This window comes from Amycolatopsis kentuckyensis (genome assembly GCF_002155975.1).
GTDB lineage: Bacteria > Actinomycetota > Actinomycetes > Mycobacteriales > Pseudonocardiaceae > Amycolatopsis > Amycolatopsis kentuckyensis.
Genome location: NZ_MUMI01000282.1, coordinates 1 through 14,715, shown reverse-complemented (window position 1 = coordinate 14,715; position 14,715 = coordinate 1). Strand labels below are relative to the sequence as shown.

The 14,715-nt window shown below is 72.1% G+C and carries 13 protein-coding genes; 4 read left to right on the top strand and 9 right to left on the bottom strand.

Annotation, left to right across the window (positions count from 1 at the left end):
* Positions 1-1,043 (top strand): S1 family peptidase (locus CCN39_RS26555; RefSeq protein ID WP_143264150.1); only part of this gene is annotated, 1,043 nt, incomplete at its 5' end.
* A 44-nt stretch (positions 1,044-1,087) separates the two neighbouring features.
* Here the strand turns inward: CCN39_RS26555 and CCN39_RS26550 are convergent.
* The 4 genes from CCN39_RS26550 to CCN39_RS26535 form a co-directional block, all read right to left on the bottom strand.
* Positions 1,088-1,348 (bottom strand): GlsB/YeaQ/YmgE family stress response membrane protein, encoded by a 261-nt coding sequence (locus CCN39_RS26550; protein WP_086846411.1) that lies wholly within the window; start codon positions 1,346-1,348, stop codon positions 1,088-1,090.
* A gap of 157 nt (positions 1,349-1,505) precedes the next feature.
* The gene (locus CCN39_RS26545) at positions 1,506-2,693 is read right to left on the bottom strand and encodes a hypothetical protein (RefSeq protein WP_086846409.1); all 1,188 of its coding nucleotides are present in this window, start codon (positions 2,691-2,693) and stop codon (positions 1,506-1,508) included.
* Positions 2,694-2,837: 144 nt separating this feature from the next.
* Complete coding sequence (locus CCN39_RS26540; protein ID WP_167455184.1) at positions 2,838-3,404, bottom strand: PadR family transcriptional regulator; 567 nt, start codon at positions 3,402-3,404, stop codon at positions 2,838-2,840.
* A 6-nt stretch (positions 3,405-3,410) separates the two neighbouring features.
* On the bottom strand, positions 3,411-3,800 hold the full coding sequence (locus CCN39_RS26535; protein ID WP_086846407.1) for a nuclear transport factor 2 family protein: 390 nt from the start codon (positions 3,798-3,800) through the stop codon (positions 3,411-3,413).
* Between the two features lie 178 nt (positions 3,801-3,978).
* Between CCN39_RS26535 and CCN39_RS26530 the strand changes: the two genes are divergently transcribed.
* Complete coding sequence (locus CCN39_RS26530) at positions 3,979-4,824, top strand: peptidase associated/transthyretin-like domain-containing protein (RefSeq protein WP_086846405.1); 846 nt, start codon at positions 3,979-3,981, stop codon at positions 4,822-4,824.
* Positions 4,825-4,828: 4 nt separating this feature from the next.
* Here CCN39_RS26530 and CCN39_RS26525 read toward each other — a convergent pair whose 3' ends face one another.
* The 4 genes from CCN39_RS26525 to CCN39_RS26510 all read right to left on the bottom strand — a co-directional run bounded on the left by CCN39_RS26525 (position 4,829) and on the right by CCN39_RS26510 (position 9,969).
* Positions 4,829-5,572: an SDR family oxidoreductase gene (locus CCN39_RS26525; protein ID WP_086846403.1), complete on the bottom strand. Its 744-nt coding sequence runs from the start codon at positions 5,570-5,572 to the stop codon at positions 4,829-4,831.
* Positions 5,573-5,700: 128 nt separating this feature from the next.
* Positions 5,701-7,302 carry a fatty-acid--CoA ligase FadD8 gene (fadD8, locus tag CCN39_RS26520; protein WP_244211020.1) on the bottom strand — a complete coding sequence of 534 codons (1,602 nt, stop codon included), beginning with the start codon at positions 7,300-7,302 and terminating at the stop codon, positions 5,701-5,703.
* A 139-nt stretch (positions 7,303-7,441) separates the two neighbouring features.
* Positions 7,442-8,413: a 5'/3'-nucleotidase SurE gene (gene surE, locus CCN39_RS26515; RefSeq protein ID WP_086846414.1), complete on the bottom strand. Its 972-nt coding sequence runs from the start codon at positions 8,411-8,413 to the stop codon at positions 7,442-7,444.
* Positions 8,414-8,568: 155 nt separating this feature from the next.
* Positions 8,569-9,969: an alpha/beta hydrolase domain-containing protein gene (locus tag CCN39_RS26510; RefSeq protein ID WP_208630388.1), complete on the bottom strand. Its 1,401-nt coding sequence runs from the start codon at positions 9,967-9,969 to the stop codon at positions 8,569-8,571.
* 320 nt (positions 9,970-10,289) lie between these two features.
* Between CCN39_RS26510 and CCN39_RS26505 the strand changes: the two genes are divergently transcribed.
* Complete coding sequence (locus CCN39_RS26505) at positions 10,290-11,645, top strand: sigma-70 family RNA polymerase sigma factor (protein ID WP_244211019.1); 1,356 nt, start codon at positions 10,290-10,292, stop codon at positions 11,643-11,645.
* Between the two features lie 31 nt (positions 11,646-11,676).
* Here CCN39_RS26505 and CCN39_RS26500 read toward each other — a convergent pair whose 3' ends face one another.
* Positions 11,677-13,971: a PQQ-dependent sugar dehydrogenase gene (locus CCN39_RS26500; protein WP_244211018.1), complete on the bottom strand. Its 2,295-nt coding sequence runs from the start codon at positions 13,969-13,971 to the stop codon at positions 11,677-11,679.
* 220 nt (positions 13,972-14,191) lie between these two features.
* Between CCN39_RS26500 and CCN39_RS26495 the strand changes: the two genes are divergently transcribed.
* The coding region (locus CCN39_RS26495; RefSeq protein ID WP_167455185.1) for a zinc-binding alcohol dehydrogenase family protein at positions 14,192-14,715 on the top strand (524 nt) is incomplete at its 3' end.

Genomic DNA, 14,715 nt, shown 5'->3' with positions numbered 1-14,715 from the left:
CCGCCGCCGCGGCCATCGGCTTCTTCACGCCCGCCGGCGCCGCCACCATCGATGGCTACTCCGCCACCGTGCAGCAGGATGCCGTCGCTTCCCTCGCCGCCGAGGCCGGGATCAGTGAATCCGCCGCCGTTGCGCTGTTGCGGACCCAAGCGGCCAGCGTCGGCACCCTGCAGCGCGTCACCGCTTCCCTCGGGTCCCGCGCCGCCGATGGTTACCTCGACTCCGCCGCCCGGCCCGTCGTCAACGTGCTGGACCAGGCCGCCGCCGACCGAGCCACGGAAGCCGGGGCGCAGGCCCGGCTGGTCAAGCACTCCAGTGCCGCCCTGGCGAGCGCGCAGGATGCCCTGCAGGCGCTGCCCGCGGTGACGCACACCGCCATCGGGCTCGACCCGAAGACCAACCAGGTCGTGCTCACCGTGGCCGACGCGGCCAAGGGCACCGAAGCCCTGCTGAAGGCGGCCGCCTCACTCGGTGACCGGGTGCGCGTGGAGCGGGTCGCCGGGGAGATGCACACCGCCATCTACAACGGCGAAGCCATCACCGGCGGCGGCACCCGCTGCTCGGCGGGGTTCAACACCAACCGCGGCGGCCAGAACTACCTCATCGACGCCGGCCACTGCACCCGCGCGGTGTCGCAGTGGAACGTCGGCCCGTCGCAGGGATCGAGCTTCCCGACCAACGACTACGGGCTCATCCGCAACACCACCGGCAGCGCGCCCGGCGCCGTCACCCTGTGGAACGGCTCCACCCAGCGGATCAGCTCCGCCGGCACCGCGACCGTCGGGCAGCGGATCAGCAAGAGCGGCAGCACCACGCACCTCACCTCGGGGTCGGTGCAGCGGACCAACGTGACGGTGAACTACGCCGAAGGCTCGGTATACCAGCTGATCCAGACCAACGCGCTGGTGAACCCCGGCGACTCCGGGGGCTGCCTGTTCGCCGGCAGCGTCGGCCTGGGCATCACCTCCGGCAAGGGCGGCGGGAGCTCCTACTTCCAGCCGGTCGGCGAGGCGCTGAGCGCGTACGGCGTCACCCTGAACTGAACCGGGACCGGCGGGGGCACCACCCGGGTGCCCCCGCCGGTGCGTCAGTCGCGCCGGTTGAAGACGAGCCGGTAGCCGGCCAGGATGATCAGGGCGCCCAGGATGGCCAGGCCCCAGGTGCGCAGGTCGAAGAACGTGCCGAGCTGGGTGTGGAACAGCGTCTTGCCCACCCAGCCGCCGACGAAGGCCCCCGCGATGCCGAGCAGGATCGTGATGATGCAGCCGCCCGGGTCCTTGCCCGGCATGAGGGCTTTCGCGATCACCCCGGCGATGAGACCCAGCACGATCCAGGCGATGATGCCCACGGGGTTGTCCTCTCGTCCGCTACCTCTTGACGGCACAGGATGGCAGGCAGCGACCCCGGGAGCGCGTCGAGCCACGCCGACGTGATCCGGATCTCACCCCGTCGGCGAACGGCCCGCCCGGGATGTCCCGGACGGGCCGTTTTCCGGTCAGGCCGGCTCAGCCACCGCCGTAGGTGGCCTGGGTGACCGCGAAGACGTTGCGGTTGCCCGCGCCTTCCTGCAGCGACCACAACAGGTCGGCGGCGGTGTCGTCCTCCCAGTACGAGATGCTCTCGCCACTGCTGACCCAGGCGAAGGTCTGCGAGGCGGCCGCCGGCTTCCAGTAGTAGAGCTGCTTCTGGCCGGACGACTGGAACCACCAGCGGCCGTTGTGCGAAGCCACGCCGTTGAGCTTGTACCAGGGCAGCTGCAGCGCCTGGCTCGCCGTCGTCGTCGCGGCGAACGTGCCGGTGGAGGCGAACGGGTAGCGGATCGCCCGCGGCGCGCGGTTCGGGTAGTCGGTGCAGCCGGACGAGCAGGTGTACTCGGTCATCACGATCGACTTGCTGACCCGGTCGAGGGAGATCGACGACCACGCGAGGTTCGTCCCCGACGTCGTCTTCGAGGAGATCGTGCCGACCTGCGGCAGGACGTAGGCGTAGTTGTGGGCGTAGTAGGTGCTGCCGCTCTGGCCGACCTGGTCGGCGGTGCCGCCGGTGTTCGTCTTGAGGATCTTGCGCATGTCGAACACGCGCATGCCCTTCCCGGTGTCGGCGACGTAGAGGTAGTCGCCGTACCAGGACATGCCGCCGGCGTGGATCGGGATGTCCTTGAAGTTCGGGGCGTCCGCGGTGCCGGTCGGCTCGACCAGCAGGATCTTGCGGTAGGCGTTCGGGTAGTCGGCGTCCCAGTCGACCAGGGTGATCCGGCTGCGCTGCTGGCCGCCGTCGCAGCCGTCCTTGGTGTACCAGCTGACGGCGATGAGCTGGTGCCCGTCGTAGTTGCCGCCGTTGGCCGTCCCGACGGCGTCGCGGCTGGTGGTGATGCCCTGCGGGTAGCTGGCGCAGTCGGAGTTGTCGCCGCTGTCGAACCGGAATCCGGTCTCGAGCCCGGCGACGGAGAACGACGACGGCAGCGCGGTGCGGTCGTGGTTCGCGTTCTCCATCACGGTGTGGACGGCCGCGGTGCCCAGCTTCGACACCAGGGCGCTGTTCACCGCGTCGAACTGGTTGTAGTTGGCGGTCAGGGTGTATTGGTCGGCGGGCAAGGTCGACGGCGCGGCCGCGGCGGCGGACGCCGGCGCGGCCGCCAGACCCGCCAGCACGCCGGCGGCCAGTGCGGCCTTGGCCAGACGGTGGAGTGACATGGGAGCCATCGTCGGACGCGGCCGTACAAGAGTCGTACAACCGCGGGTGAACACTTTCCGCCTATCCCGTGCCGCCGGAACTTCCGATGTCCTATCGGGACGGTGCCGGCGAGCGGGTGGTCCGCGAAGTCCACATCGGACGCCTCAGGGCGAAGCCGGCCCGCGCCGCCGGTCGAGCACCTTGAGGGACTGCTCGCACCACCGCAGGTTTTCGCGCTCGAACGACAAGCCCCGCATCAGCGTCAGGTACGGGCCGATCCGCTCGGCTTCGGCGAGGTAGTCGTCTTCGAAGCGGCCGTCCAGCAGGCGCGCGCGAAGCCGTTCGTAGCCCGCGATCTTGGTTTCCGCCCGGGCCATCCGCTCGGCCAGCGCCCGCCGGACCGCCTGCTCGTCGCCGACGTCCACGGCCTGCACCTGCACCAGGAGCTCGTCGCGGATCACGCCGGGCCGGGGCGGGCGCGCGGTGAACCCGTGCAGCGCCCGGTACCCGGCTTCGGTGAGCGAGAACAGCCGCTTGTCCGGGCGGCGCTCCTGGTGGACCACCCGGGCCCGCACCAGGCCGTCGGCCGCCATGCGGTCGAGCTCCCGGTACAGCTGCTGCGGGGTGGCCGCCCAGAAGTTCGCCACCGAGGCGTCGAACCCCTTCGCCAGGTCGTAGCCCGACGCCTCGCCTTCGAGCAGCGCCGCCATCAGCGCGTGGCGCAGCGCCATACTCAACTAGTTGACTGCTTCGCGCTGGATGCGGTCGAACTGCGCCGCCATCGCCTCCGCGAGGGCCTGTGCCGCCGAGAGCGGCCGGACCATGACGGTGAACTCGTCGATCAGGCCGTCGTCGTCGAGGTGCAGGAAGTCGCAGCCCTCGACCCGCACGTCCCCGATCCGGGCTTCGAAGACGAGCGCGTGGTCCCGGCCTTCGCCGCCGGTCAGCTCGCGCACGTACCGGAAGTCCTCGAACACCCGCAGCACGCCGCGCAGGATCGCGGCGGTGATCGCCTTGCCGGGGTACGGCTTGAACGCGACCGGGCTGCGGAACACGACGTTCTCCGCCAGCGTCGCGGCCATGGCGTCGGGATCGCGTGCCTCGACGGCCTTGCGGAAGCTGTTCATGCGCACCTCGCCTACTCAATTTGTTGACTATCAAGAGGCAGCGTACCTCGTTGCCTTCGGTGACCGCTCGACGACGCACAGCTTCCGCACAGGCCTGCCACAGCTGCCCTCGCCACGCTGGCCCAAGGCCGGGTCAGGCGGAAGTCAACCGGCCATTACCCACCACGAAGGGACAGGAATGGGAAACGATCACGAGGGCCAGCGGGTCAGCCGGCGCCGAGTGCTCGCCGGCGTGAGCTCGGTCGGCTTGGGCGCGCTCGTCACGGCGTGCGCGGGCAAGAGTGCCGTGACGACGTCCACCGGCGAGACGGTCGCGCTGCAGGCGGTCACCGACGCGGACCTCACCGCCCTGTTCGCCGGCGCGCGGACGTGCACCCTCACCGCGTCCACCACGCAGGGGCCGTACTACTTCGACGCCGACAAGATCCGCAGTGACATCCGCGAGGACAAGCAGGGCACGAAGCTGCGGCTCGCCCTGCAGGTGCAGGACAGCGAGACGTGCCAGCCGATCCCGCACGCGGTGGTCGAGATCTGGCACTGCGACGCGGGCGGCCTGTATTCCGGCGCGGAGGCGGCGTCCGGCGGTGGCGGCGGGACCCCGCCGACCGGGACGCCGCCCACCGGGACCCCGCCCACCGGCTCGCCGCCGCCCGGCGGTGGGGACAGCGATCTCATCCCCACCGACGACAAGCGGTACCTGCGCGGCGCCCAGGTCACCAACCAGCGCGGCGTCGTCGAGTTCACCACGATCTGGCCCGGCTGGTACCGCGGCCGGACCGTCCACGTCCACGTGATGGTGCACGTCGGCACCGAGAAGACGCTCACCACGCAGCTGATGTTCGACGAAGCCCTGAACGCGCAGGTGCTGGCCACCCAGCCGTACGCCCAGCGCACCGGCCGCGACACCTTCAACGACGACGACTCGATCTACCGGCCGAGCATGCTGCTGAAAGTGACCCGGGCCCGCGACGGGTACGTGGGCTGCATCGTCCTCAACGCCGACCCGGACCACGACGGCGCGTAACGCCTCACGCCCGGGCGAGCCACTCGGCGAGCGTCGTCTCCGCGAGCCGCGCGCCCGGTCCCGGCAGGAGGTCTTCCGGCCCCGGCACCGCCCCGAAGTACGGCGCCCGCGGGTCGGTGACCACCTGCCGCGGATCGGAGCGCGCGGTCAGCACGGTGCGCACCCACTCGTCGAGGCCGAAGACCTCCGGCCCGGCGATCTCGGTGACACCCCCGGCCGGCGACCCGGCGGCGACCCGGCCCACCGCGGCGGACACCTCGGCGGCGGCCATCGGCTGCACGCCGGCGCCGGGCAGCCGCACGACGCCGTCGGTGGTCGAGCCGTCCGCGATCCCGCCGGCGAACTCGAAGAACTGGGTGGCGCGCACGATCGAGAACGGCAGCCCCGACCCCGCGATCAGCTCCTCCTGCGCGACCTTGGCCCGGAAGTACCCGACGTCCGGCTGCCGGTCCGTGCCCACCACGGACAACGCGACGTAGTGCCGGGCGCCCGCTTCCTGCGCCGCGTCGACCAGATTGCCGGTCGAGGTGCGGAAGAAGGCCAGCACGTCGTCGTCGGCGAACGACGGCGAGTTCGAGACGTCCACCACGACGTCGGCGCCCTGCAGCACCTCCTTCAGCCCCTCGCCGGTGATCGTGTCCACGCCGGTGCTGGGCGCCGCGGGCACCGCTTCGTGGCCGTGCCCGGCCAGCCAGGTCACCAGGTTCCTGCCGATCAGACCGGTCCCGCCGATGACGACGACCTTCATGAGTCCGTTCCCTCCGTCCGGCGCCGCCCGGTGGCCCCGGCCGGCTGCGCATCCCGGGGACGAGATTGCGCGCCGGTCCGTGACAGCGCAGGCGGTTTCGCTCGAACGGATGAGCGCGGTATAACGCCCTACACGCCGGCCCGGCGTGGCTCGTACTGGGCGCGCAGGGCCTTCTTGTCCGGCTTGCCCAGGCCGGTCATCGGCAGGGACTCGGCCACGATCACCTGCTTGGGCACGTGCACCGGGCCCTTGCGCTCGCGCACCGCGGCCTGGATCTCGGCGGTGAGCCGCTCGAGGTCGTGGTCGGCGTCCGCGCGCAGGACCACGACCGCCGTCACCGCCTCGCCCCACTTCTCGTCCGGGGTGCCGATCACGCCGACCTGGGCGACCGCCGGGTGCTCGGCCACCACGTCCTCCACCTCGCGGGGGAACACGTTGAACCCGCCGGTGACGATCATGTCCTTGACCCGGTCGACGATGAACCAGAAGCCGTCTTCGTCCTCGCGGGCGACGTCGCCGGTGTGCAGCCAGCCGTCGCGGAAGGTTTCGGCGGTGATCTCCGGCAGGTTCCAGTACCCGCCGGCGAGCAGCGGCCCGGCCACGCAGATCTCGCCCGGCTCGCCGGGGGCCACCGGCTCGCCGTCCGGGCCGAGCAGCGCGGTGCGCAGGAAGGCCGACGGGCGGCCGCAGGACGCCAGCCGGGCGTCGTCGTGGTCGCCCTTGGCGAGGTAGCTGATCGCCATCGGGGCCTCGGACTGGCCGTAGTACTGGGCGAAGATCGGGCCGAACCGGTCGATCGCCTCGCGCAGCCGGACCGGGTTGATCGACGCGGCTCCGTAGTAGACCGTCTGCAGCGAGGACAGGTCGCGCGTGCGCGAGTCCGGGTGGTCCATCAGCGCGTAGAGCATCGTGGGCACCAGCATGGTCGCGGTGATCCGCTGCTCTTCGATGATCCGCAGGGTTTCGGCGGGGTCGAACTTCGGCACGACGATCAGCGAGCCGCCCTTGAGCAGCGTCGGGGCGAAGAACGCGGCACCGGCGTGCGACAGCGGGGTGCAGATCAGGAACTTCGGCGCTTCGGGCCACTCCCATTCGGCCAGCTGGATCTGCGTCATCGTGGTCATCGCCTGCGCGGTGCCCATGACACCCTTGGGCTTGCCGGTGGTCCCGCCGGTGTAGGTGATCGAGACGACCTGGTCCGGCGGCAGCACCGCGGGCCGCAACGGCCCGGGCTCGAACGTCGCGGCGGCCGCGGTGAGGTCCTTGCCGACGTGGGCCAGCCGGTCCGGCACCGGCCCGATGGTGAGCACCTGGGTGAGGCCGGGGACCTTGTCCAGGAGGCCGAGCGCGCGGTCGACGAAGGCGGGCACGGGGTCGATGATCAGCGTGGTGATGCCGGCGTCGTCGAGGATGTAGGCGTGGTCGTCGAGCGACCCGAGCGGGTGCAGCGCGGTGCGCCGCGAGCCTTGGAGCTGCCCGGCGGCGATGATGAGCAGGACTTCGGGCCGGTTCAGCGACAGCAGCGCGACCGGCGCGCCGGTGCCCGCGCCGAGCGCCTCGAAGGCCTGGGCGTACTGGCTGACCTGCTCGGCGGTCCGGCCCCCGGTCATCGTGGTCTCGCCCAGCACCATGACCGGCTTGTCCCGGTGGCGTTTCAGGGCGGAGACGACCAGGTGGCCGAGGTGGTTCGGATACCGCATCGCCTGCTCGTCCATCCCGGTCCCTTCCACGGCGCCAGACTAGAACACGTTACTGTTCTCGACAAGATACGGCGAATGCGCCGGGTTTGTCAGCTCGGCGATGTGGTGGAACAGGTTTCAATGGACTCCGGAGGGCGTGCCGGGTCGCGGCGCGCCCTCCGGAGCCGGCTCAGCCGCGCAGGCGGCCGAGGTAACCGCGGTCGACGGCGACCGCCGACACGCTCACGTACCCGTCGAGCAGGGCCTTCGCGTCACTGTCGGCCTCGTACGCCGGTGCGGGCACCACGTCGTACGACAGCTGGTACGTCCCGTCGGCCGCCGGCACGTACTTCACCCAGCCCGACGCCACCCGGCTGACCTTCGTCCAGCGCACCGGCGACGGCCCGGAGCCCGGTGCGACGTCCGGCTGGTTGACGTTGACCAGCGCCATGTCCTGCACGAACTTCCAGGTCCGGGGCGAGGCGAGGAGCCGGATGACGACGTCGGCCGCGGCCGCGTAGGTTTCCGTCGACGGCGGCGTCGCGCTCGAACCCGCGCTGACCGCCAGTGCGGGCACGCCCCGCTCGATCGCCACGGAGGCCGCGCCGACCGTGCCGGACATGCTGATCGGGATGCCGGTGTTCTGGCCCGCGTTGACCCCGGAAAGGACCAGATCCGGTCCCGTGGTCCAGCCGAGCCGCTGCGGCAGGATGCCGGTCAGCGCCAGCTCGGTCACGTCCGCCGGGGTCAGCGACGCGCTGCCGGGTCCGCACGGGGTGGCGCCCTGGCAGGCGCCCAGCACCAGCCCGTGCCCCGGCGCGCCCGCGCAGTCGGCGGCGAACTCGGCCGGCACCGCTGCCGGCGGCGCGACCGACGACGTGAAGGACACCGCCGTGGACCGGCCCTTCCCGCCCTGTACCGCCCACGGGCCGACGATCGCCACGTCGGCTCCGGCCCGGCACAGCGCCTGCCGGAGCACGTAGATGCCCCGCCCGTCCGACCCGTCGGGCTTCGCCGCCTGCACCGAGTCGTCGTTGACCAGCAGAACCTTTTTGCCCCCCAGCGAAACCGGTTGATCGGACCGCGGGCTGGCTTGGGCGGGCACGGCCAGCGACAGTGCCACCACCGCCGCGACCGCGACGCGCAAAGCCTTGAACCGCATCGCCACCTCCTCTTTCGTTCGGAAAACTCAATCGTTCGGAATCGGCGGGGCCAGGGTAGCGAGAACGGTGGTGGCGAGGGGGTGTTTCGGCGGTTTCGCCGGTGAGCCCGCCCCGGACCGGGACGGGCGCACCGTTGATATTCCTTTGTGGACGGTTACGGCACCGGTGCGGCCTGGGCCCTGGCCACGGCCTCGTCGCGGTCGGGTTGCAGCAGGTAGCCCGCCCGCAGGGCCCGGTCCGCCGCCGCGGTGAACTTCGCGACGTACGTGGCGTGGTCCGGGTACAGCTGCCGGATCCGGTCCGGCGTCAGCGGCGTGGTCGTGCCCAGCAGCAGGCACGCGCCCGGCACGTTGCCGCCGCTGTTGTTGGGCGCGTAGGACGCCACCGGGACGTCCAGGTCGGGCAGCCGGACGCCGCCGAGGGCGTTCTGGTCGCCGTCGCGCAGGATGATGAGGTTGAGCAGCATCGAAATCGGCGCCGCCGTGGGCGGGGCCGCGCCGCCGCGCGCCCAGCGGTCCAGGTAGCGGAACGCCGCGTTCTCCGCGTAGCGGAACGTCATGCTGTTGACCGGCTTGTCGCAGGTGGTCGGGGCGCCGTCGTTGATCGACCTGTCCCGGGCGTTGGCCGCGTTGTACAGGTTCAGCCCGTACTGGTCGGCATGTGCGGTGCCGGCGACCTCCCAGGTCCGCACCTGCGCGGTGTCCTGCCGGACCGAGGCCGACGCGATGACGTCGGTCTCCGACTGCAGGACGAACACCGGGACACCGAGATCGGTGCGGATCTTCGCCGACAGCGGCCCGACGACGCCGTCGCCGATCGGGGCCGCGAGCGCGGCCCGGCCGTGGATCAGGAAGCCGTTGTAGCTGCGCCGCACCGGCTGGATCGCATTGGCGAAGGTGGTCAGCCGCAGTGCGGACTGCGAGTGCCCGCTGCCCAGCACGACGGTCGGCGTCCGCCCGCCCAGCAGCTGCGGGTTCGCCCGGACCGCCTGCGCGGCCTGCGAAAAGACGTCGTAGGAAAGCGCGTCACCGCTGAGGTTCACCGCGGCGTACCGGGCGGGGTCGAGGCTCTTGAGCTTGTCGGCACCGGCTTTCTGGGTCGTCACGCCGACGTAGGCGTAGCCTTCGCGGATGAAGTGCTCGTAGGACTGCGAGAAGTCCACCGGGATGTCGACGCCGAAGCTGACGTTGAGCCATTCGACCACGACCGTGCCGGTGAACCGGGCGGCGTCGCGCGGCCGCACCACGACCAGCCGGGTGGTGTACGGGTTGCCGGTGGAGGCCACGCGCGTGGCCCAACGGCCGTCGTCGGTCCACAGTCCCACCTGGTCGAACGTGTCGGCTTGGCCGGAAAGCAGGTATTCCTCCTCGACGTACCCGCGAGCGGCGAGGTCGAGAACGCCTCGGGCGCCGCTCACCGGCCACCCGCGCCCGGCGTCCGCCGGCACCGCCGATACGGTGGGGGCGGCGGAAGGCGCGGCCTGGGCGGTGCCGGTTCCGGTGAGCAGGACGGATGGCAGGAGCACGGTCAGCAGCACGAGCAGGGCTCTGCGCATGGGTAAACCCTTCTGGTGGTCGACGGCCCGCGCAGCGGCTCCCGGCTCGCGTACCGTCCACATCGGACACTGAGGCGGTGACCGGCCCGGTCACCGCCGTTGTCTTTACTCGCCGGTAATGGTCCGGGCAACGACCGGTCCGCGAAGCGGGGGGAACCCACCCGGGATCGCTCACGGATGTGACAAGTCAACGGCCCCGGCACTCGGCCGGAAACGAATCCGGGAAAGTGCTTTCGGCGCCGCAACCTTGCGCAGGTGTCACTCGTTGCGCGACTATCTCGGGACGTTCTGCACGTGCATGCGCACGGCAAGGGGGTGTGGTGACCGAAGTGGCGCCGGCGGTGGCCGGGACGACGGACGTCCCGAGCGACGCGGCTTTGATCGCAGCGGTCCGTGGTGGCGACATCGCGGCCTACGGCGAGCTCTACGACCGGCACCTCGCCGCCGCCCGCCGGGTGGCGGCCGCGATCGCGGCCGATCCGGCGGAGCGGGACGATCTGATCGCCGAAGGATTCACCCGGGTACTGCGGATTCTGCGCGCCGGCGAAGGCCCGGACGAGGATTTCCGGCCCTACCTGCTGACGACCATCCGGAACACGATGATCAGCTGGCGCCGCCGCGACTCGGCCGTCTCCGTGGTCGCCGAGGTCCCGGAAGTGACGCCGGGTGCGGGGAGTGACGAGCCGGTCGGCAGCCGGCTGCACGCCACGGTCGCCGTGGACGCGTTCGCGAGCCTGCCCGAGCGGTGGCGGACGGTGCTGTGGCGGACCGAGATCGACGGCGAGTCGCCCGCGAAGATCGCCGAAGACCTCGGGATGACCCCGAACGGAGTAGCGGCGCTGGCCTACCGCGCCCGCGAGGGCCTGCGCCAGGCCTACCTGGACCAGCACGTCCCCGAAGCGCGGCGGCGCAACTGCAAGAACGTCTCCGGCCAGCTCGCCAAGTTCGTGCGCGACGGCATCTCCGACCACAAGGCCCACCGGATCGCCGCCCACCTCGACCGCTGCCCGGAGTGCCGGGAGCTGGCCGCCGGGCTCCGCCAGCTCAACGAGGAACTGCCCGCCGCGGTGGCCCCGCTCATCCTGGGCATCCCGATCGTGTCCCAGTGGCTGTCCACCACCGGCTCGGTCGCCACCTCCGGCGCGGCCGCCACGGCCACCGGCACGGGTGTGTCGGCCCTGTCGTGGGCGACGGCGGCGAAGGTGGCCGTCGCGGGTGCGGCGCTGGTCACCACGGTGACGATCGGTGCGAGCACGTCCAGTGACGCTCCGCCGCCGCTGTCCGGCAGCGAGGGCACGACGAGCCAGCCCGTGCGGACCGGGCCGCAGGACGGCTCCCGCGCCGGGATCCCGCCGGGCGGCGTCGTGCCGACCTCGGACGCTGCGGGGACGCCCGGCGCCTCGGGGGTGGCACCGACGGGCGTGCAGCCGGCGGGCGAGTCGGCGGGGGCCGCGGAATCCGGGGCGCCGGCGGTGACGGGCGCCGGAAACGGCAACGGGAACAACGGCAACGGCAACGGCAACAACGGGAACGGGACCGGGAACAACGGCAACGGTCTCGGAAACGACCCGGCCGCGAAGGAGTCCAAGAAGGCCGCCAAGGAGTCTTCGAAGGCGGCGAAGGAATCCTCGAAGGCCTCGAAGAAGGCCGAGAAGACGGCGACCCCCGGGGAGTGACCCGGCGCCGCGCGGCGCCGGGTCACCCCGCTCAGCAGGGCTGCAGCAGCCAGCAGAGCCGGTAGTTCGCTTGATAGGTGGCGCCCGTCGCCGGTGCGACGACGTTCTGCGTCCGCGGCCCGCCGTGCGCCCAGCTGGTGAAGGCGTACTTCATGTTCAGCGGGGGCAGGTTCTGCGGGCTGTTCGCGCTGATCGAGTTGGTCGAGCCGGCGATCACCGTCCGGGAGAACGGCGTCCGCTGCTGGGTCCCGCCGACGGTGAGCATCGCCTGGCTGGGGTTCGAGGTGAAGTTCAGCGTCACCGTCTTCGGCTGCAGGTCGATCGTCTTGGACCCGGTGCGGCCCGTCGAGTCCGTCGCGGTCAGCGTCAGCTGCAGGTACGACGGGTATTCGTGGTCCGGCGCGACGAACGACCCCGCGGCGACGCCCGGGAAGTCCTGGACGTTGTGCGTGTGGCAGGTGCCGTTGGCCGCGCAGTGCCGGATGGCCAGCCGCCAGGACAGCGCCGAGGGCGGCAGGTCGCCGTCCTGGGCGTCGACGGCGCGGCCGGAGAACGGCACCGTCTGCCCGACCGACCAGGTCAGCGCGGGGCTCGGCGTGTCGATGACCGGCACCGGATCGAGCCCGGCCGGGGTCCCGACGGTCACCCGCACGGTCGTGGTCGCCGCGGCGCCGTGGGAGTCGGTCACCCGCAGGCCCGCGTCGACCGCCGCCGCGGTCGTGTAGGTCCAGGTGGGCCGGGCGACCGCGGAGTCGTCGTAGGCGCCGTCCGCGTCGAGGTCCCACGCGTAGGACAGGGTGTCGCCGGCGTCCGGGTCGGTGGAGCCGGTGCCGTCGAACTGGACGGTCAGCGGCGCCGGGCCGCTGGACGGCGTCGCGGTGGCCACGGCCACCGGCGGCCGGTTGGTGCCGCCGGCGTAGCTCACCCGGCGCAGTTCCCCGGCACCCAGCGCGACGTAGAAGAGATCGCCGCCGGGACCGGTGAGCACCTGCACCGGCGTGCTGACACCGGTCACGAACGGCACCAGCTTGCTCGGACTGGGCTGGCCGGCGACGGTCTGCATCGCCCAGATGCAGCCGCGGGAGGAGTCGGCGAAGAACAGCGCGCCGGCGTACTCGGCCGGGTAGTTGCTGCCCGACTCGAAGGCGATCCCGCTGATCGAGGAGCCGCCGGTGGGACACGGGTCGGTGGCCACCACCTTGGCGCTGTGGTTGTAGGCGTAGAACGGCGCGGTCTGGCCGCCGGCCGAGTACAGCGATTCGCAGCGGTCGAGGTTCGCGCCGTCGTAACCGGCCTGGCGGGCGGTGCCCTCGAAACAGGGCCAGCCGAAGTTCTCGGCCACGGCGTCGCCGGCGTTCGCCACGCGGTTGATCTCTTCCCAGGTGTTCCAGCCGACGTCACCGGCCCACAGCTCGCCGGTGCCGGGCCGGAACCCGAACCGGAACTGGTTGCGCGAGCCGTAGGCGATGACGCGCCGGGCGTTGGCGTCGGAACTGCTCGCGAACGGGTTGCCGGGCAGGCCGTCGCCGGTGTCGGGGTCGATCCGCAGCAGCGCGCCGTTGAGCAGCACGGGCTGTCCGGAGGCGCGGCGCGGGGACTGCGACCGCAGCGCGCCGCCTTCGGCCGTCGGCGGGCTGAGGTTCGTGCCGGCCGGCGAGGGCGGGTCGGCGCAGGGGTTGCCGACCTGGCCGTAGTCGGCGAAGTTGAAGCTGGCGCCGTCGCCGCCGCCCGCGTACAGGGCACCGTCCGGGCCGAAGGCGAGTGCGCCGACCGAGTGGCTCGGGTACTGCTGGCACCAGCCGGTGACCAGGGGTTTCTCGCTGACCGCCGTCCCGTCCGGGCCCATCGTGAGCTGGGAGACGCGGCCGGTCACGACGCAGCCGGAGTCGGTCGCGCCCGGCGGGGTCGGGCAGGTGTCGCCCCACTTCGGTGCGGTGCCGCCCGGGAGGGCGTCGAGGGTGTAGGAGACGTAGACGTACGGCCGGGCGGGGAAGGCCGGGTCGACCGCGAGGCCGAGCAGGCCGCGGTCCCAGAAGTCCTGGGTCGGCGTGCGCAGGTCGGCGAACACGGTCGCGGTCGGATCGGCCAGGTTGTCGAACACCTTGACCAGGCCGCTCTTCTCCGCGACGAACACCCGCCCGTCGGGGGCGAACGCGGCGGCGGTCGGTGAGCTGAGGCCGCCGATGGCGACCGTGTCGGTGAAGCCGGCGGGCACCGCCGCGGCGGCGGGTGCCGCGGCGGCGAGGGCCACCGCGAGGGGCACGACCACCCCCGCGGCCAGTGCGCGTCTTGATCTTCGCGGAACCAGGGAACGACGTGGACCCATCACGAACTCCTCCTGCGGCGGGGACCGGACTGGCGCGGACGCCGTCCGGTATGGCGCGTGGCGTCCGAAAGTTGTTACGCCGACGCAAGAAAAATGCACGAACAGCTCAATCCCGTTAGAGGTCAACGGCTTGCCGCCGCTCGCGCCGCCGCCTCGATGCGGCCATGCTGGGGACGTCCGGCGAACGAGGAGGTCAACCGTGGTGCAGCTGCCGTCGGCCATGCACGCCTGGCGCGTCCTGCGGCCGGGTCCGATGGCGGCGAAGCCGCTGGACCTGGTGCGGGCGCCGGTGCCGCGGCCGGAACCGGGCGAGCTGCTGGTGCGGGTGCTGGTGTGCGGGGTGTGCCGGACCGACCTGCACGTCGCCGAGGGCGACCTGCCGGTGCACCGGCCGGGGGTGACGCCGGGGCACGAGGTCGTCGGCGAGGTGGTCGCGCTCGGCGCGGACGTCCCGGGCTTCGCGACCGGCGACCGGGTCGGGATCGCGTGGCTGCGCGCGACCTGCGGGCGGTGCCGGTACTGCGTGCGGGGACGGGAGAACCTGTGCCCGGAGTCGCGGTACACCGGCTGGGACGCCGACGGCGGGTACGCGGAGTTCGCGGTCGTCCCGGCGGCGTACGCCCTGCCGTTGCCGGACGGCTACACCGACGAGGAACTGGCGCCGCTGCTCTGCGCCGGGCTGATCGGGTACCGCGCGCTCCTGCGGGCGGAGCTGCCCGAAGGCGGCCGCCTCGGCATCTACGG